Annotated in this window: 11 protein-coding genes; 6 read left to right on the top strand and 5 right to left on the bottom strand. The window is 66.7% G+C overall.

From position 1 onward, the window contains the following. Nucleotides 1–63: 63 nt before the first annotated feature. Both C936_RS0107205 and C936_RS0107200 read right to left on the bottom strand, forming a co-directional pair. Nucleotides 64–1,491 (bottom strand): sigma-54 dependent transcriptional regulator, encoded by a 1,428-nt coding sequence (locus tag C936_RS0107205; protein ID WP_018174632.1) that lies wholly within the window; start codon nt 1,489–1,491, stop codon nt 64–66. Next, nucleotides 1,488–3,023 carry an ATP-binding protein gene (locus tag C936_RS0107200; RefSeq protein WP_018174631.1) on the bottom strand — a complete coding sequence of 512 codons (1,536 nt, stop codon included), beginning with the start codon at nt 3,021–3,023 and terminating at the stop codon, nt 1,488–1,490. The genes C936_RS0107205 and C936_RS0107200 overlap by 4 nt, the downstream gene beginning before the upstream one ends. Before the next feature lie 366 nt (nt 3,024–3,389). On the opposite strand from C936_RS0107200, the gene C936_RS0107195 reads away from it, so the two are divergent. Continuing rightward, on the top strand, nt 3,390–4,070 hold the full coding sequence (locus tag C936_RS0107195; protein WP_018174630.1) for an MBL fold metallo-hydrolase: 681 nt from the start codon (nt 3,390–3,392) through the stop codon (nt 4,068–4,070). A gap of 106 nt (nt 4,071–4,176) precedes the next feature. Here C936_RS0107195 and htpX read toward each other — a convergent pair whose 3' ends face one another. Further along, a complete protein-coding gene (gene htpX, locus C936_RS0107190) occupies nt 4,177–5,064 on the bottom strand; it encodes a protease HtpX (RefSeq protein ID WP_018174629.1) in 888 nt (295 codons plus the stop codon). A 485-nt stretch (nt 5,065–5,549) separates the two neighbouring features. Here htpX and C936_RS0107185 point away from each other — a divergent pair, with 485 nt between their 5' ends. Together C936_RS0107185 and C936_RS0107180 are read left to right on the top strand one after the other, a co-directional pair. Beyond that, nucleotides 5,550–7,643: an ATP-binding protein gene (locus C936_RS0107185; protein WP_018174628.1), complete on the top strand. Its 2,094-nt coding sequence runs from the start codon at nt 5,550–5,552 to the stop codon at nt 7,641–7,643. Further along, nucleotides 7,627–9,420 (top strand): bifunctional diguanylate cyclase/phosphodiesterase, encoded by a 1,794-nt coding sequence (locus C936_RS0107180; protein ID WP_018174627.1) that lies wholly within the window; start codon nt 7,627–7,629, stop codon nt 9,418–9,420. The genes C936_RS0107185 and C936_RS0107180 overlap by 17 nt, the downstream gene beginning before the upstream one ends. Before the next feature lie 48 nt (nt 9,421–9,468). Here C936_RS0107180 and parC read toward each other — a convergent pair whose 3' ends face one another. Then, a complete protein-coding gene (gene parC, locus C936_RS0107175; RefSeq protein WP_018649054.1) occupies nt 9,469–11,730 on the bottom strand; it encodes a DNA topoisomerase IV subunit A in 2,262 nt (753 codons plus the stop codon). Between the two features lie 108 nt (nt 11,731–11,838). On the opposite strand from parC, the gene C936_RS0107170 reads away from it, so the two are divergent. Both C936_RS0107170 and C936_RS0107165 read left to right on the top strand, forming a co-directional pair. Further along, the gene (locus tag C936_RS0107170; RefSeq protein ID WP_018174625.1) at nt 11,839–13,263 is read left to right on the top strand and encodes a phospholipase D-like domain-containing protein; all 1,425 of its coding nucleotides are present in this window, start codon (nt 11,839–11,841) and stop codon (nt 13,261–13,263) included. Between the two features lie 81 nt (nt 13,264–13,344). Then, nucleotides 13,345–16,239 (top strand): EAL domain-containing protein, encoded by a 2,895-nt coding sequence (locus C936_RS0107165; RefSeq protein ID WP_018174624.1) that lies wholly within the window; start codon nt 13,345–13,347, stop codon nt 16,237–16,239. 11 nt (nt 16,240–16,250) lie between these two features. Here C936_RS0107165 and C936_RS0107160 read toward each other — a convergent pair whose 3' ends face one another. After that, nucleotides 16,251–17,978, bottom strand: a complete 1,728-nt coding sequence (locus C936_RS0107160) for a diguanylate cyclase domain-containing protein (protein ID WP_018138559.1) — start codon at nt 17,976–17,978, stop codon at nt 16,251–16,253. Nucleotides 17,979–18,134: 156 nt separating this feature from the next. Between C936_RS0107160 and C936_RS0107155 the strand changes: the two genes are divergently transcribed. Further along, complete coding sequence (locus tag C936_RS0107155) at nt 18,135–18,602, top strand: DUF3293 domain-containing protein (RefSeq protein ID WP_231362976.1); 468 nt, start codon at nt 18,135–18,137, stop codon at nt 18,600–18,602. Nucleotides 18,603–18,640: the final 38 nt, after the last annotated feature.

Below are 18,640 nucleotides of genomic sequence, written 5' to 3'. Positions count from 1 at the left end.
CACACTCGCGTTGGTACCCCAGGTTTTCCGAGACCAGGCGCGGTGCGCAGCAGATAACGCCGGTCACGAATCCGACTCGCTCTCGCCCAGCTTGCGATAAAGCGTCTTGCGGCCGATCCCCAGGATACGCGCGGCGCGCTGCTTGTTGCCCTCGACATGCTCCAGGACCCGATGCAGATAGGCCTGCTCCACCTCGGCGAGGCTGGGCCAGTGGCTGTCATCACCGGCGCCCGGTATCGGCAGGTCGGCTCCAGAGACATTCCCGGACGATTCACCCGAGCCGCTAGCGGCCCCGGACTGGCGCACACGCTCGGGCAGATCGCGTAGCTCGATCACCTCCCCGGATGCGAGCGTCGCCGCGCGTTCCATCAGGCTGGCCAGTTCGCGGACGTTCCCGGGGAAGCCGTAGCGCAGCAGGGCACGCATGGCCTCCGGGCTGAGTTCGCGCACGGGCAGCCCGCGCGCCAGCGCCTGCTCGCGCAGGAACTGCTGCGCCAGGCGCTCGATGTCATCACCGCGATCGCGCAGGGGCGGGATCTCGATACGAAAGGTCTCGAGACGGTAATAGAGGTCCTCGCGGAACTGCTCGTGACGAATACGCTCCTGCAGATCCTGGTGGGTGGCGGCCACAATGCGCACGTCCGTCTCGATCTCCTCGTTGGAACCCACCGGCCGGACACGCCCGTCCTGCAGCAAACGCAGCAGCTTGCTCTGCATGGCCACCGGCATCTCGGCGATCTCGTCGAGGAACAGTGTGCCGCCGTCGGCCTCGGTAAACAGGCCACGCCGCGAGCCCTTGGCGCCACTGAACGCCCCGGCGACATGCCCCAACAACTCCGACTCCAGCAAGGTCTCCGGGATGCCCGCACAGTTCAGCGCGATGAATGGGCCATCGGCGCGGGCACTCTCCGCATGCAGCGCGCGGGCCACCAGCTCCTTGCCCGTCCCCGATTCGCCGGTGATGAGTACGCTGCCATCGGCCGCGGCGATCCGACGGATCAGGTCATGCAGCTTGAGCATCGCCGGGCTCTTGCCCTGCATGCCATGAAAGCTCTCGTCGCCCGCAAGGACCTCGCGATACTGGCGTACCTCGGCCCGAAGGCGGCGGGCCTCGGCCACCCGTTCGGCCGCCAGACGCAGATGCTCCAGATCGACGGGCTTGGTCAGGAAGTCGTCCGCACCCGCCTTCAGCGCCGTCACGGCCTGATCGATCGTGCCGAAGCCCGTGAGCATGATGAACCCGGGCACCGGCACCGTGTCGCGCGCCACCTCCAGCACATGGAAGCCATCGGCACCGGGCAGCCGCAGATCGCTGACCACCAGGGAAACCGTTTGCTGCCGCAGGACCTGCTCGGCCTCCTCGGCCGTCTCCACCGCAGTGACCGCGTAGCCCACTTCGGCCAGCTCTTCGGCCAGGAGCTCGCGATGGCCCCGGTCGTCTTCGACGACCAGCACGCGATTGTTCAGCTCGTCACCCCGGGCCACGCTCATTCCGCTCCTCCACCTGTTGCGTGCCCGTCCTGGACCGACTCCGCCCCGGACGGTTCCGATTGCCTGTCGCGACAGGCGCCGGACGCGAGCGGGAGCGTGACCACAAAACGCGTGAGCTGCGGATCGTTGCGATCCAGCCTTACCTGGCCACCATGGTCCTCCAGCGCCACTTGTGCGACCGCCAGCCCCAGGCCGGTCCCCTCGCCCGTCGGCTTGGTCGTAAAAAAGGGCTCGAACAGGCGCTCAGCCTGCTCATCGGAGATTCCGCGCCCCGCGCGCGGGGCATCGTCCGCAATCACACATTCGAGCGTGTCGCCCTGGCAGCGCCAACTCACCCGCACACATTCGGCAGCAGCCTGCGCAGCGTTGTCGATCAGATTCTCCAGCGCCTGCCCCAGACGCAACCGGTCCGCCGCCACCGTCAACGCCCCGCCATCCAGATCAAAGCGCACCTGTTCGCGCCCTTTGCCACGTTCCTGTACGCGCGCCACGATCTCGCGGACCAGGCCCTGCAGCTCCAGCGGGCGCTGCTGCAACGGATTCCGGCGCGCGAAATCCAGGAGCTGGCGGACGATGGTCTCCACGCGCTCGAGCTCCGCCTGCAGCTCCTTCATCTCCTTGTGCGCGGGGTCGTCCGCGGGCAAGCGCCGCGCGGCACGCTGGGCCCGGCCGGCGATAATACCCAGAGGTGTCCCCAGCTCATGCGCGACCCCGGCCGCCAGTTGACCAATGGCAGCCAGCTTTTCCGAGTGGCGCAGCTTTTCCTCGAGCCGTGCCTGCTCCTCGCGCTGCGCCTGCAATGCCGCCTCTGAGGCCTCGCGGCGCTCCAGCATCCCGTTCATCGTGATCGCCAGACGGCGCAGTTCCCAGGGTCCCTTCTCCGGGGCGCGCAGCCCCCGCTGCCCGTCGCCAATATCTCGCATGGCACCGATCAGGCGCGCCACATGACGCCCGACCGCTCGATGGTGACCAATCAGGACCACCAGCAAGAACAGCACGCTGACCGCCAGCATCACCATGCCCCCCTGCCAGCGCAGCTGCGACACATAGGCCCGGAACGGCGAGACGTCACGCGTCACCTGCAACAGGCCGACGATCCGCCCGGCGGAATCCGACAGTGGCAGGAAGAACGAGAAGACCTCGCGCCCCTGATGTTCGTCGAAGGCGCCAAGGCTGCCCGTCTCGCTGATCGCCTGGGCCTCGCCCGGGTGGCGAATGGTGGGGCTGGGCGGCCCGCTGGTGGCGACCATGTCGCCCTGGGCGTCGTAGACGTAGACGCCGAACACCTGGTCGATCTGGAACAACGAGTCCAGCGACTGCTGCACCGTGGTCACGTCCTGGTCAATCATCGCGGTGGCCACAGGCAGGCGAATGGAACGCGCAACCAGCTCGATATCGGCCTGCATGCGATTTTCCATCTGCGTCTGGAACTCCTGCAGCCCGAGCGTCACCGTGCCGCCGACCACCAGCAACAGGGGCAGCAGGACAAACAGCAACACCGCATTGCGCAGACTGTTCAGACGTGTGGGCATCAGGCGTTCGGGGATCCGGACATCGCCGTCATGTTAGGCAGGGCTTTGTCGGGATGCGAATTCCGGGCAAAAAAAAGCGCGGGTCGAAGCCCGCGCCAAGAAAACCACCAAAGGAGGATGGAGGAGTCTGCTGACGCTACCAGGGGGGGTAGCAATCAGCATATGCAAATCTTCTAATATAGCGATCTTCTTGTCAAGCAGCCTCGTACGCAGGGGGTCGTACTCTTGGGCTGCTCCGCTCGACCGCTTTTTCTAAAGATCTGCACACCCTTTAAGACGCAGGCGCGCGCGTTCTATTCCCGAATTCCCGTCACGAATCAAAAACGGGCACAATCCGCGTTCTCGTCACCGATCTTCACAGCCCATATGCTCCAGCACCTGAGCCACCCCGTTACCGCACTCGCGCAGAACGCCACCTTGATCTGGTGCGACCAGACCCGCGCCGCCGCCTGGGTGGACCCCGGCGCCGAGGCCGACACGCTGATCGAGATCGCACGACGGCAGGATGTCCGGCTGGACTGCATCCTGCTGACCCATGGCCACCTCGATCATGTCGGGGCCGCCGCCGAGATGGCGCGCCGCTGCAATATCCCGATCCTGGGCCCTCAGGTTGAAGATGCCTTCTGGCTCGATCAGCTGCCGATGCAGTGCCAGATGTTCGGTTTTCCCGAGATGCCTGCGCTGGTTCCGGATCGCTGGCTGCACGACGGCGAGAATCTGCCGCTGGGCGAGGTCACGCTCGAGGTGCTGCACTGCCCGGGGCACACCCCGGGTCATATCGTGTTCTTCGACCGCGAGAGCCGCCTCGCCCTGGTGGGCGATGTCCTGTTCCATGGCGCCATCGGCCGCAGCGACTTCCCGCGCGGCAACGGGCCGCAACTGATCGAATCCATCACCCGGCGCCTCTGGCCGCTGGGCGACGATGTGCGCTTTGTGCCCGGCCACGGCCCGGAGTCGACGTTCGGGGAAGAGCGCCGCAGCAACCCTTTTGTGGGCGATGCCGCTCTCGCTGCTGGCGGTCAGCCCGGGCGCGGACGCTATTATTGATGCGTCTCGCTGCGCTCAACGCATCCTACGAGTAACCAGCCTCCCAACGAAGAAGGCCGCCCTGTCGGCGGCCTTCCGCGTTCCTGCCCCTGGTGCTGGAGGTGAATCAGCTGTTCGCACGCAGCGACGCGATGCGCTCCTCGATCGGCGGGTGGCTCATGAACAGCTTCTTCAGCCCCTGGGCCATGCCCCCGCGAATGCCAAAGGCCGCCATCTGATCGGGCATGTCCACCTGGCGCCCGGAGGCGCGCGCCAGCGACTCCAGTGCACCGATCATTTTTTCGCGTCCGGCCAGCTTCGCTCCCGCCTCGTCGGCCCGGAACTCGCGCTGGCGCGAGAACCACATGACGATGATCGAGGCCAGGATCGCCAGGATGATCTCCGTCACGATGGTGGTAATCCAGAACGCCGGGCCATGACCGGACTCGTTCTTGAAAACCACGCGGTCGACGAAATGCCCAGCCACACGCGCCAGGAAGATCACGAAGGTATTCACCACGCCCTGGATCAGCGCCAGCGTGACCATGTCGCCGTTGGCCACGTGCCCGACCTCGTGGCCCAGCACCGCCTCGACCTCGCCCTGACCCATGCTTTGCATCAGCCCGGTGCTGACCGCAACCAGCGCATTGTTCTTGCTCATGCCAGTGGCGAAGGCATTCGGGTCCGGCGAGTCATAGATGCCCACCTCCGGCATGCCGATCCCGGCCTCACGGGCCTGGCGCTGAACGGTCTCCAGCAACCACTGCTCGGTGGCATTGCGCGGCTTGTCGATGACGTGGACCTTCATGGTCTTCTTGGCCATCCACTTGGAGATGGCCAGCGAGATAAAGGACCCGCCAAAGCCGAACACCGCGGCAAAGATCAGAAGCGCATTGAGGTCGAGGTGGACCCCCTCCTCGTCGAGAATGCGCTCCACACCCAGCAGGCGCAGGGTGATACTGAGCACGATGATGATGGCGAAGTTTGTCGCCAGAAACAGCGCAATACGTTTCATGAAGCCTTCCTGTACCCCATCAGTCGGAATCGGTGGATGCGTATTAAATGGTTGCCACGCGCCGGAATTCAAGGCTCGCCGGCGGTATTTCATCACCACCGGCGGGATACCGCGCCGCTTTAAGGAAACACTGATGAATATACACGCTCGCGTTGGTACCCCAGGTTTTCCGAGACAAGGCGCGTCGTGCAACGGGTAGTGGTTCTACCCGCAAGCGGCGCAACGCAGGATCGGGGAACCTGGGGTGCCAACCCCGAAGCGTGGGAACAGCGGCGTTGCGCCTCCTTTGTGCAGAATGACTGCACGGCAGTTACCGCGCCTTGTTCGCACGCAAAAGCGACGAAGCAGCGAGCGTGTATATTCATCAGTATTTCCTTAAGGACCACATTCCGGCGCTGCGGTTCCCAGCCCCCAACCCTGCCGGCCCCCTCCCATCAACGCCATTCTTCCCGCATACTGCCAGGCCATTCCTACGGTCCCGGCCGATGCCCTCCGCACCCTTGCCCGAAAACGAGCAGGCACGTCTGGAGGCAGTGCACCGCCTGCCCCTGGAAACCAGCGACCACGACCTGTTTCGGCCGCTGACGCGGCTCGTCGCGCGCCACTTCGACGTCCCCATGGCCACGGTCACGCTGGTCGACGAGCAATGCCAGTGCTTCATCGCGCCACAGGGTCCGCTCGGGGCCGGCACGGAGCGCAGCATCTCCTTTTGTGCACACGCTCTGGCCCGGCCGGATGAACTGCTGATCATCGAGGATGCCACCGCAGACCCGCGTTTTACCGACAACCCGCTGGTCCTCGACGAGCCCGGCATCCGCTTCTACGCCGGGATCCCGCTGACACCCGAGCCCGGGCTTGCAGTCGGCAATCTGTGCATCATCGACACGCAACCACGCCGCTTCCGTTCAGAGGAGGCGACGGATCTGCGCGAATTCGGCGAAATCGCCACCTCGTTGCTGCGCGAGTACCTCGCGCGCCGCGACCTGGGGCACAGCCGCAGCGCACTGGATGCTCAGGGCCAGCGTCTCGCCGCCGTACTCGAAACGGCCGCGGCCGGCATCATCCAGATCGACCACACTGGCCATATCGAGCAGTTCAATTCGGCGGCCGAACGACTGTTCGATTACCCGGCGGATCAAGTCCTCGGGCACAACGTATCCATGCTGATGCCGTCACGCTGGGCCCACGAACACGACGACTACCTGCGTCACTACCGCGAAACGGGGCAAGCGCGGGTGATCGGCAGCGGGCGCGAGGTCGAAGGGCTGCGCCGCGACGGTTCCACCTTTCCGATGCAGCTCGCGGTCAGCGAGGTTCGAATCGAAGAGCAGCCCCACTACATCGGTATCGTCACGGACCTCACCGACCTGCGCGAGAGCCAGCGCCGCGAACTGGCGGAGGCCGAACGGGCCAATCGTGCCAAGTCCGAGTTTCTCTCAAACATGTCCCACGAGCTGCGCACCCCACTGAACTCCATCCTGGGGTTCTCCCAGCTGATGCGGGCCGACCGGGCCCACCCACTGCCCGAGCGCCAGCAGCGCCAGGTCGAGCACATCGAGCGCAGCGGACACCACCTTCTGGCCCTTATCAATGACATCCTGGACCTGTCCCGCATCGAGGCAGGGCAAATCGCGTTGTCACTGGAGCCTACGGATCCCGCCATGACCCTCGCGGAGTGCCGCGGCATGATCGAGGGCGCGGCCAGCGAACGGGGCATCCAGCTGGACTTTCCGCCTCCGGAACCCGCCCTGCCCGCCGTACAGGCCGACCGCACACGGCTCAAGCAGGTACTGCTGAACCTGTTCAGCAATGCGATCAAGTACAACCGCGACGAGGGCATCGTGCGCGTCCACGTGACCCCCATGCCCGACGGACGCGTGGAATTCCGTGTCCGGGACACCGGCCTGGGGATCCCCGAAGACCGCCGCGCCGAACTGTTCCGGCCCTTCAGCCGCCTCGGGCACGAGACCGGCGCCATCCAGGGCTCCGGAATCGGACTGGTCATCACTCGGGAGCTGGTGCGACACATGTGTGGCGAACTCGAATACCGAAGCCAGGAGGGCGAAGGCACGGAATTCTTCTTCACCCTGCCCATGACCAGCGCCGCCGAGCGTCCAGCGACCCAGGAACACACAACCCGGTCGCTCGACGATGCACCGAGAACGGACTTGTGCCGGCGGGTGCTGTATGTCGAGGACAATCCAGCCAATGTCAGCCTGATGCAAGAGATCCTGGCGCTTCGCGACGGGATCGAACTACAGACGGCGGGAAGCGCTGAGGAGGGCCTGATGCTCGCCCGGGAGAACCCCCCGGATCTGGTGATCATGGACATCCACCTGCCCGGGATGAGCGGGACCGCGGCCGCCCGCCTCCTGCGCGCGCGTCCGGAGACCCGGGAGGTCCCGATCATCGCCCTGAGTGCCGATGCCACGCGTGAGGCCGTCGATGACGGGAACCAAAACCCGGATTTTGTGACTTACTTCACGAAACCCTTGGATATAGCGCGGTTCCTCGCGGCCCTCGACCCACTGCTCGAACCTCGCGCGGATCGCACGGACGCCGATGATTACACCCGCTGACAGCCCCCGCGATGCCCGCATTCTGATCGTGGACGACAACCGGATGAACGTGGATCTGCTTGGGGCCATCCTCGAGGGGGCCGGGTTCCGGGATATCGCCAGCGAAACCAGCGGGGAACGCGCGGTGGAGCGCTGGCGCGAAGAACCCTTCGACCTGTTGCTGCTGGACATCCGCATGCCCGGCATCGACGGCCACGAGGTGATGCGCCAACTGAACGGCGACCTGGCGGAGGGCGACTGGCTGCCGGTCATCGTCCTGACCGCGCAGATCGACCCCCAGACCCGGGAACAGGCCCTCGCCGCCGGGGCGCTGGATTTCATTACCAAGCCGTTCAACACCACCGAGGTGGTGCAGCGGATCGACAATCTCCTGCGGGTCCGGGCGCTGCACAACGCCGCCCACGATCGCGCCGAAGACCTGTCGCGCAGCCTGGCCGACCGTGTGCGCACCCTGCAACGCACCGAACAGGACCTCGAACACCTGGCCCACCACGACCCGGCTACCGGCCTGCCAAACCGGCATTCACTGCTGCGTTTCATTGACGGGACCATCGAGACCGGCAGCGCCCTGGACCTGGTCATGGTGCACGTCCGTGGTCACGAGGCAGTGGAACGTCTTGAGGGCTATGCCGCGGCCGACCTGATGCTGCGCGAGATCGGCCAGCGGCTGCGCCTGGCCCTGGAAGATCAGACCCCGGGGCGAGTACTGTGCGGCATCTGGGGCAGTTCCACATTGCTGCTCGCCGTGGCCAGCAGCGAGAGCATTGCCACCAGCACCCTGCAGGACTGCCTGGATGCCTCGATGGCGCACCTGCGCCTGGGGCGCTACGAGATCACCCCCAGTGCCTCCGCCGGACACGTCCGGGCCCCCGATCATGGTCGCGACACTGAGGAACTGATCCGCCGGGTCTCGCTGACCCTGGCCAAGGGCGAACGCCGCGGGAGCGAGTGGCTCAGCTTCGACCCCGTACTGGAGCAGGCTGCACGCCGACGCCACCAACTGGAATACGGTCTGACGGTCGCCCGCGAGCAAGACCAGTTCCACCTGCTTTACCAGCCAAAGATCGAGCTCGCCAGCGGCTGCCTGGTCGGGTTCGAGGCCCTGATGCGCTGGGAGCATCCGCGTCTTGGGCTCATCTCGCCGGCGGAGTTCATCCCGCTGGCGGAGAACACCGGGCGTATCGCCGAGCTGGGAGAATGGGCCCTGCACGAGGCACTGGCCGCCGCCCGCCGCTGGCGCGAGGCCAGCGGGCACTGCCCGCCGATCGCGGTCAATGTCTCCACCCAGCAATTCGCCGCCCTGACCCGATCCGGCAGATCGCTGGTGGATGCAGTGGAAAGCGCGCTGAAGGCCAACGGCCTGAACGGCAGCGCACTGGAGATCGAGATTACCGAGACTGCGGTAATGCACGACGTGGACGCGGCAGTAGAGGAACTTCGGGCCCTTAGGGCCCTCGGGGTATCGATCGCGATTGATGACTTCGGTACCGGCTACTCATCGCTGGCGTACCTGCGTCGCCTGCCGGTTACGGCCATCAAGATCGACCGCAGCCTGATAGACGGCGTATCCGCGAACCCGAGCATGGACACTCTGGCCCGCGCCATCCTGTCGGTGGGGCGCGGGTTCGGCCTGACCACCGTCGCCGAGGGCATCGAGACCGAGGCCGACGCACGACACCTGGCGAAGCTCGGATGCCCGATTGGCCAAGGATACCTCTACCACCGCCCGCTCGCCGAGACGGACGCAAGCGGTCTGCTGGGCCGAGCCTGCGCCTGACATCCAGCCGCTCCCCCGCGCTTGGCGGTAGACGGCCACGCTTGCCAATCAGGCGCTGCGCACTTCCAGGCGATCGGCGTTCTGGTAGCCGCGCGGCAGCTGGCGCCCGCGCCGGGCGCGCTCGCCCACGTACTCCGCCCACTCCGTCGGGGCCAGCGCCTTGAAGCGCTTGCCGGCATGCACGACCAGGGTGTCCTGCGGGCCCAGCACGGCCACGCCGAGCACCCGCTCGGAGCCGTCCTTGAGGGCGGCGGACGGGATGCCAATCAGCTTGTTGCCCTTGCCGCGCGCCAGTTCCGGCAGCTCGGTAGCCGGGAACAGCAGCAGGTAGCCACGCGTGGTGACGACGGCGATGTGATCCTCGTGCGGGTTGCGCACCGAGGCCGGCTGCAGCACGGCGGCCCCGTCAGGCACGGTCAGCACGTTCTTGCCCGCCTTCTGCCGGCCCAGCAGATCACCCAGCTTCGCGACGAAGCCGTAGCCGTGATCCGAACCCAGCAGCCAGCGATCTTCCTCCGCTCCGGTGGCCAGGCCGACAAAGCGCGCGCCCTCCGGCGGGTTCACACGGCCGGACAGCGGCTCGCCCTGCCCGCGCGCGGACGGCAGGGTGTGGGCGGGGATGGTATAGGTGCGGCCGGTGGAGTCGATGAACGCGACCGGCTGGTTGCTGCGCCCGGTGACCGCGGCCTGGAAGGCATCCCCGGCCTTGTAGCTGAGTCCCTGGGCATCCACGTCGTGACCCTTGGCCGCGCGTGCCCAGCCCTTCTCCGACAGCACAATGGTCAGCGGCTCGGTGGGCACCAGCGCGGACTCGTCCAGTGCCTGCGCGGCAGCGCGCTGGACCAGCGGCGAGCGGCGCTCGTCGCCGTAGTCCGCGGCGTCCTTCTCGATCTCGCGGCGCACCTGGGTGCGCAGGCGACGCTCGGACCCAAGGGTCTTCTCCAGCTGATCGCGCTCCTTGGCCAGTTCGTCCTGCTCGCCGCGGATCTTCATCTCCTCGAGCTTGGCCAGGTGGCGCAGCTTCAGCTCCAGGATCGCCTCGGCCTGGATGTCGGACAGGCCAAAGCGGCTCATCAGCTCGGGCTTCGGCTGGTCGTACTCGCGGATGATCGCGATCACCTCGTCGATATTGAGATAGGCGATCAGCAGGCCTTCCAGCACATGCAGCCGCGCCTGCACCTTTTCCAGGCGCCATTGCAGGCGCCGGCGCACAGTCTCGATGCGGAAGGTCAGCCATTCGCCCAGCAGCCCGGCCAGGTCGCGCACCTGCGGACGGCCGTCGAGGCCGATCACATTCATGTTCACGCGGTAGGTCTTTTCCAGGTCCGTGGTCGCGAACAGATGCGCCATCAGCGCCTCGACATCGACGCGGTTCGAGCGCGGGGTAATCACCAGGCGGGTCGGGTGCTCGTGGTCGGACTCGTCTCGCAGGTCCTCGACCATCGGCAGCTTCTTCGCGCGGATCTGGCTGGCGATCTGCTCCAGCAGCTTGGCCCCGGAGACCTGATGCGGCAGCGCGGTCACCACGATGTCGTCACCTTCGCGTTCATAGCGCGCCCGCGCGCGGATCGAGCCCTGGCCGGTCTCGTAGACCCGGCTCAGCTCGGCGGGCGGGGAGATGATCTCGGCCTCGGTGGGAAAGTCCGGCGCCGGCAGATGCTCGCACAGCTCCGCGACAGTCGCCTTCGGGTGCTCCAGCAGATGCACGCAGGCCGCAGCCACCTCGCGCAGGTTGTGCGGCGGGATGTCGGTGGCCATGCCCACGGCGATCCCGGAGCCACCGTTTAGCAACACGTTCGGCAGCCGGGCCGGCAGCACCTTCGGCTCGTCCAGCGCGCCGTCGAAGTTCGGCACCCAGTCCACCGTGCCCTGCCCCAGCTCCGAGAGCAGCAGCTGCGCATAGCGCGACAGGCGCGATTCGGTGTAACGCATCGCGGCGAAGGACTTGGGATCGTCCGGCGAGCCCCAGTTGCCCTGCCCGTCGACGAACGGGTAGCGGTAGGAGAAGGGCTGCGCCATCAGCACCATCGCCTCATAGCAGGCCGAGTCGCCGTGCGGATGGAACTTGCCGAGGACGTCACCTATGGTGCGCGCGGACTTCTTGTATTTGGCCGTGGCCGAGAGCCCCAGCTCGCTCATCGCGTAGATGATGCGGCGCTGCACGGGCTTGAGCCCATCGCCGATGTGCGGTAGCGCACGGTCCAGGATCACGTACATGGAGTAGTCCAGGTACGCCTTCTCGGTGAAGTCCTTCAGCGGCAGCTGCTCGCCACTGTTGGCGAACAGGCTGGGGGTCTCGATATCGGTCATCGGCTCTCTCGAAGGGCGAATGGATCACCATGGCGGCCTTTTACCGCTCGCCCGGCCCGCGTACTGTAGCGATCACACCGCCACCATTCCATTCCCGGGGAGAATGCCGTGCTGGGTACCGGCTGGATTGCCAGTATCACTGCCGTCGCCGCCTTTGCACTGGCCGCCGCCAGTGTGATGCACGCATTGCTCCAGCGCCGCGAGACCGGGACCGTGATCGCCTGGGTCGGGCTGATCGTACTGCTGCCGGTGGGGGGCTCGATCCTGTACTGGATGTTCGGGGTCAACCGCATCCGCCGCCGCGCCCACGCCCTGCGCGAGGGCCATCTGCTGGTCGACCCCGCGGCGCGCGACGCCGACGGCCCGGGCATTCCGCCCCGCTGGAGTCGCCTGCTGGGCTGTGGCGACCGGCTCGCGCCGTTTCGCGCCAGCGCCGGCAATTCGGTCCGACCGCTGACCGATGGGGACCAGGCCTATGCGGCGATGCTCGAGGCAATCGACCGCGCGTCCCGCAGCATCACCCTGGCGACCTATATCTTTGACTACGACGTGGTCGGGCAGCGATTCGTGCGCCACCTGAACGCCGCCCGCGACCGCGGCGTCGAGGTGCGCGTCCTGATCGATGGGATCGGTGCCCGCTACAGCCGCCGCAACACCCTGCGCTTCCTCAAGCGGGCCGGCATCCCGGCCGCCGCCTTCATGCCCGTACACCACCTGCCGCGGACGCTCGCGGCATTCAATCTGCGCAATCACCGCAAGATGCTGCTGGTGGATGGCGAGCACGGCTTTACCGGGGGCATGAATATCCGTCGCGGCCACAGCGCGAGCGACCCGGGCCCACACCCGATTCAGGACCTGCACTTCGAGGTCCGCGGTCCGATCTGTCTGCAGTTGCAGCGGGTGTTCGCGGAAGACTGGCAATTCAGCACGCAGGAGGCGCTGGAAGGCCCGCCCTGGTTCCCGGAGGAGACGCGCCTGGCAGGTGCCCAGTTGTGCCGCGCCCTGCCGGACGGCCCCGATGAAGACTTCGAGGTGCTCAAGTTCACCCTGTTGGCCGCGATCGCGGAGGCGCGCGAGCACGTTACCGTGGTCACGCCCTACTTCCTGCCTGACCTGGAACTGCTGGGGGCGCTCAAGGCCGCGGCCCTGCGCGGCATCGAGGTCGATCTACTGCTGCCGGAACGCAACAACCTGCGCCTGGTCGAGTGGGCCGCCCGGCCGCTGCACGGCGAACTCCTGACCCGCGGCTGCCGCATCTGGTTGACGCCGCCCCCGTTCAATCACTCCAAGCTGATGCTCGTCGACGGGGAATGGGCCCTGGTGGGATCGGCCAACTGGGACCCGCGCAGCCTGCGCCTCAACTTCGAGTGCAACCTGGAATGCGTGGACCGCGACCTGGGGCAACAGCTGGCCGACTGGGCCGAGGATCTGCGCTCGCGCTCCCACGCGCTGAGCCTGGAAGATGTCCACGCGCGCACCCTCCCCGCCCGCCTGCGCGATGGCGCCGCCCGCCTGCTGACGCCGTACCTCTAGATGCCCCAGCGCGCGCAACCCGACGCTGCTTGTGCTTAACTCGAACACAGAGAAAGGGATTTCCGCCATTTCAGGGGGTCGATGGTGAATGGTCCACTGATCGCAGCGCTCTACCTGCTCGCCGGGCTGTGTGTGTACGCCACAGCCAGCCACCTCCTGCATGCGGCCCACAGCCTGCGCCGCGTGGAACACCTGCTGTTCGCCGCGATGTGCCTGTTGATGACGGGCGCCGCGATCAGCATTGCCCTGACCTACCAGGCGACGTCCATCGAGGCCTATGCTGGCCCAATCAAGGTGTACTACGCCCTGATTGCGCCGCTGTATGTGCTGTTCGCGGCCTTCATCGCCCGCTATACCGAGACCCCGGCACGCGGCCTGCTCGCAGTCCTGGGCGTGCTAATGCTCGCCGTCTGGATCGCGAACACGCGCCAACCGTACGGGCTGCAATTGAGCGAGATTTCCGAGCTACGTACAGTCGCCATGCCCTGGGGCGAAACACTGTCGCTTGGGATGGGGCCGCCGAGCCCTTGGTTCCTGCTGGCTCTGGCGGGCTTGCTGCTGGTGTTCGGCTTCGCCCTTTGGGCACTGCTGCGGCAGTGGCGCCGTGAAGGAGGCAGCGGCCCGCTGATCCTTTTCGCAGCGATCATTGTCTTCCTCGCGGCCACCGTCCAGGGCGCACTGGTACGCCTCGGCATCACCGAGTCCGTTCCACTGGGGGTGTTCGGTTATCTGGGCATGATCCTGGTGATGAGCCTGGTGCTGCACCGGGAGACTCAGGAGCGCATCCGCGAATCCGAGCACCGCTTTCGCGACCTGGTGCACCAGGCTCCGATGGCCGTGGAGGTCCTCACGCCCGAGGGCCGGGTGCGCCAGGTCAACGCGGCCTGGGAGGCGATGCACGGCCGCAAGGGCAAGCGCGTGCAAGACTCCAGCGTGCTGCATCTCCCAGACACTATCGACGGACGCATCACCGACGCGATCCGCGCCGCCGCGCTGGGCGAGCGGCAGCTCGTCGGCCCGTTCGCGTATCACGCGAGCTCCGACCCCGCGGCCAAACAGGCGGGCAACCACTGGCTGAAGGGCTGCGTCTATCCCCTGAAGAACCACCGCGACGAGGTGCAGGACATCGTCGTGATGCAGGAAGACATCACGCTCGCGCGGCGAAGCGAAGAGGCCCTGCGCGTGATCGCCCAGGGCTTTCGCGCCGACAACCGCCAGAGCTTCTTCGAGAATCTGGTGTTGCGGCTGCGCGAGGTCTTTCGTGCCGACTACGCCCTGGCGGGCGTGAACGTCCCGGACACGCCCGGGCACATTGAAACCGCCGCGCTTTGCCAGGACGGCGAACTGGTGGACAACATCCGCTATGCCCTGGCCAGCACCCCCTGCGACGAAGTGCTCTCCCGCGGCATGTGCGTCTACCCGGACCGCGTCCAGGAGCTGTTCCCGCATGACCATCTCCTGGGCGAGATGGGGGCACGCAGTTACCTCGGCACCCCCATGCTCGACAGCCAGGGGCGCGAGCTCGGGCACATCGCCATCATCAATCGTTACCCGCTGGACGAAACCGAACAGGCGGCCGGCATCCTCGAGATCTTTGCCGACCGAGCGGCTGCTGAACTCGAGCGACTGGAGGGCGAAGAACACATCCGCCAGCTCGCCTACCACGATCCACTGACCGGGCTGGCCAACCGCACCCAGCTGCATGACGCCCTGACACGAGACCTTGAGCGGGCTCAGCACGGGGATCAACAAGGCGGCCTGATCCTGATCGACCTGGACCATTTCAAGACGATCAACGATGCCCTGGGGCACGCGGTCGGTGACACCGTGCTGGCCGCGGTCGCCGACCGCCTGCGACAGAACGCGCCCGCCCAGGCCCTGGTGGTGCGCCTGGGCGGGGACGAGTTCGCCACCCTGATCCATCCCCGGCGCGCATCGCGCCAGGCGATCGAGGCGACGGTCAACGACGCGGCCCAACGGCTGCTGGATGCCCTGCAGCACCCGATCGTGGTGGGAGAGCGCACCTTCAGTGTCGGCGCCAGCCTGGGCTGCGTGCTGTTCCCGGACGCGGGGCAGACCTCATCGGATGCCTTGCGCCATGCCGACATCGCGCTGTACCAGGCGAAACGGGCCGGACGCGGCGGGGTGCAGTTCTACCGCCATGCGCTGCAGGACGAGGCCCGTGCACGGCTGCAGATCGAGGAGGGGCTGCGCCAGGCCCTGGCGAATCACGAGATGCACCTGAGTTACCAGCCGCAGTTCGATGCCCAGGAGAACATGATCGGTGCCGAGGCGCTGCTGCGCTGGACACACCCCGAGCTGGGCTCGGTCGGGCCGGCGCTGTTCATCCCGATCGCCGAGGAGACCGGGCTGATCCACCCTATCGGGACCTGGGTGGTCGAACATGTACTGGAAAATCTGCGGGACTGGCGCGCGCGGGGTCTGCCGCTTCCGCCCCACGTGGCCATCAATATCTCGCCCTGGCAGCTGGCCCGCCCCGATTTCGTCGAGCAGCTCAGGGAGCGCGTGCAGGCCGCCGACCTGGAACCCAGCCGCATCACCCTGGAAGTGACCGAGTCGGGACTGCTGCGTGACCTGTCCGATGCCATTGGGAAACTTCGGGTGCTGCGCGAGTTCGGCGTCCAGGTGGCACTGGATGACTTCGGCACGGGGTATTCGTCTCTGGCCTACCTGCGCGATCTGCCACTGGACGAACTCAAGATCGACAAGTCGTTCATCGATGAACTCGTGGACAAGGGCGAGCAGATGCTCATCGAGAACATCCTCGATATCGGCCACAACATGGGCCTGCGCGTGATCGCCGAGGGCGTGGCCCAACAGACCCAGCGCCAGCGGCTCCTGGCACTGGGTTGCACGCATTTCCAGGGATTTCTCTACGGCCAGCCGATCGCGGAAGACGAGTTCCCGGCCTGGCTGGAACGAAACTCCAGCCCGGCAGCGCAACGCCAGAGCTGACCCAGCGCTGACTACGGGGCTTCCAGCCCAAGACCGCAGCCCAGCGGCCCGCGCCGCCGATGCCGTGTGTTCGACCGGCTGGCGAGGCTGGTATCGACCTGCTCGTACAACACGATCCCGCCGCCCCCGGCCTCCTTGGCCGCATACATCGCACGATCCGCCTGCAGCAGCAGACCTTCCGCGTCGGCACTGTCATGCGGGTACAGAGCTGCTCCCATGCTCAAGCCCACCTGCACGGCCTCGTGGTTGACCTCGATGGGCTCGGCAAAGCGTTCGATCAGCTTCAGACCGACCCCGAGCAAGGCATCCGGGCCATCCATGTTTTCCAGCAGAATCACGAACTCGTCTCCCCCCATGCGGGCGACCACATCGCACTCGCGCACCCCCTCGCGCAGACGCCCGGCCACCGTCACCAGCACCACATCGCCCGCGTCATGGCCAAGCCGGTCATTGATTGGCTTGAACCCGTCCAGATCGCAGACCACCAGGGCCAGCCCCGTGTTGTTGCGCTGGGCACGGCGCAGCGCATGGCACAGGTGCTCGTTAAAGAGACTGCGATTGGCCAGCCCGGTCAGCGAGTCATGATGGGCCTGATGCCACAGGCGCTCCTCCGAGGCCTTTTCCAGGGTGACATCCCGCACCATCCCCAGGACCTGCAGGGGGCGGCCGGTGTCGTCACGGGCGATCTCGCCTTCCACGCGCACATGGCGCACCCCGCCATCCGGCCGCACGACCCGGTGATCGACACGATAGACCGCTTCGCTGGCAAGGGCCTGGTTGATGGTCCGGCGCACGCGGGTGCGGTCATCCGGGTGCACGGCGTGGATGTAGGACTCGAAACCCGCCTCGTCCAACCCGGGGTCCAGCCCGAACAGCTCGAACACATGAGCGGACCAGTTCAGCTGCCCATTGCGTATGTCCCAGTCCCAGAACCCTGCGCCCGCACTGCGCTGCGCCTCCTCCAGGCGCGCCGTGGTCTCCTCGAGCTCCGCCGTTCGACGCGCCACGGCGGCCTCGAGACCCCCCTGGGTCTCGCGCAGGCGCGCCTCCACTCGTTCGCGCTCGCGCAACTCGTCCTGTAGTGCCTGGTGATTGCGCTGCAGGCGGTGGCGTACGCGAGCCCCCAGCAGCATGATCAGCAACGCCGCCAGACCGGTGGCCCACAGCATCCATTCCTGGCTTTGTTCATGGCGTTGCGCCATGACCTCGATCGCACGCGTATTGTCCCGGTGGAAAGCCTCCAGTATGCGCTCCATCTGACCCAGGACTTCTTCCTGCACCGGCATCAAGTCGGCATACAGCATGCCCAGGGCCTCGTTACGGTCCCCGACCAGGGCGAGATCGACGATGTCTTCCAGAAGCGGGGCGCCGATGGAAGTCAGCTCGCGCAATTCCTGCATGCGCTGGCGCTCCGCGGTCTCGGTGGTCTGGGCCTCCGCCGCCGCCAGTGTCTCCACGAACTGGGGCGCGAGGTCGCGAAACTCCCGGTGATAGCGCTCCTGCAGGGCGGTGTCCTCCGCGCTCACCACCAGCGATGCGCGCAGCACACGCTCGCGCACCAGGCTGCGCATGCGGTGGACATGATCAACCCTCTGGATGTGTTCTTCGGTGAGGGTCTGGATATCCTGCTGCAGGTGTTGCACCCGCAGCCAACTGAACACCGCGATCGCCGCGACCAGCAGAATCACCAGCGCAAACACGCTGGTGATTCCCGGGACACGCGGGCGATCGACGGACACGATCAGCCCACCGACCTTCCGGCTGCCAGTGCCTTCGCCCGCGTGATCGTCGGATCGTCACCGACCGTCCGGCAGGTCTGAGTCCAGTCCTTGACGCGCATGCTGTCTCCCTGTGTGATCGTGAGTCCGCACGACCACACGCGAGAGTGCCCCGGGATGGCGCCAAACTCAAGAGGGGACGGGACACCCATCGATAACCCCGAGACCCGGGCGGCGCTGTCCCGGGCCTACACTGCCACGCACTATTGCATCGAGGCCCCCGGGCAGACGTTGCTCCTGCGCATCGGTCAGCGCGATCCGCGTCTCGAGGCCGCCGTGCAGGCACAGGGGGTGAAGCAGGCCAGCTTGCTGACCGCATGGAACCCGCGCAGCGACCCCCTGCCGGACCCGGAGAACCGCGCACGCCAGGCCCGTCTCGAGCGCGAGCTGGCGCAGGCCGGCTGGCGCTGCTGGCCCACGGTCCACCGGGACCCGGCCGGCCGCTGGCCCGACGAACCCGGCTGCTGTGTGCTGGGGATGGGCGCCGCCGAGCTGGATACCTGGATGGTCGGGTTCGACCAGAACGCGGCTGTGGTAATCGAACCTCCCGGCACGCCGCGTCTGGTCTGGCACCCGGCCCTGTGATCGGCCGGCTGAGCCCCGGCCGCTCCCGACTGCCCGAC

This window comes from Thioalkalivibrio sp. ALJ4 (genome assembly GCF_000377225.1).
Lineage (GTDB): Bacteria > Pseudomonadota > Gammaproteobacteria > Ectothiorhodospirales > Ectothiorhodospiraceae > Thioalkalivibrio.
This window is presented reverse-complemented; position numbering and strand designations above follow the sequence as displayed.

Excerpts from the sequence above, each read along its gene's own strand:
- C936_RS0107155 (WP_231362976.1), top strand. The coding sequence starts at position 18,135 with ATGGCGCCAAACTCAAGAGGGGACGGGACACCCATCGATAACCCCGAG.
- C936_RS0107180 (WP_018174627.1), top strand. The coding sequence starts at position 7,627 with ATGATTACACCCGCTGACAGCCCCCGCGATGCCCGCATTCTGATCGTG.
- C936_RS0107195 (WP_018174630.1), top strand. The coding sequence starts at position 3,390 with ATGCTCCAGCACCTGAGCCACCCCGTTACCGCACTCGCGCAGAACGCC.
- C936_RS0107200 (WP_018174631.1), bottom strand. The coding sequence starts at position 3,023 with ATGCCCACACGTCTGAACAGTCTGCGCAATGCGGTGTTGCTGTTTGTC.
- C936_RS0107165 (WP_018174624.1), top strand. The coding sequence starts at position 13,345 with ATGGTGAATGGTCCACTGATCGCAGCGCTCTACCTGCTCGCCGGGCTG.
- C936_RS0107205 (WP_018174632.1), bottom strand. The coding sequence starts at position 1,491 with ATGAGCGTGGCCCGGGGTGACGAGCTGAACAATCGCGTGCTGGTCGTC.
- parC (WP_018649054.1), bottom strand. The coding sequence starts at position 11,730 with ATGACCGATATCGAGACCCCCAGCCTGTTCGCCAACAGTGGCGAGCAG.
- htpX (WP_018174629.1), bottom strand. The coding sequence starts at position 5,064 with ATGAAACGTATTGCGCTGTTTCTGGCGACAAACTTCGCCATCATCATC.
- C936_RS0107185 (WP_018174628.1), top strand. The coding sequence starts at position 5,550 with ATGCCCTCCGCACCCTTGCCCGAAAACGAGCAGGCACGTCTGGAGGCA.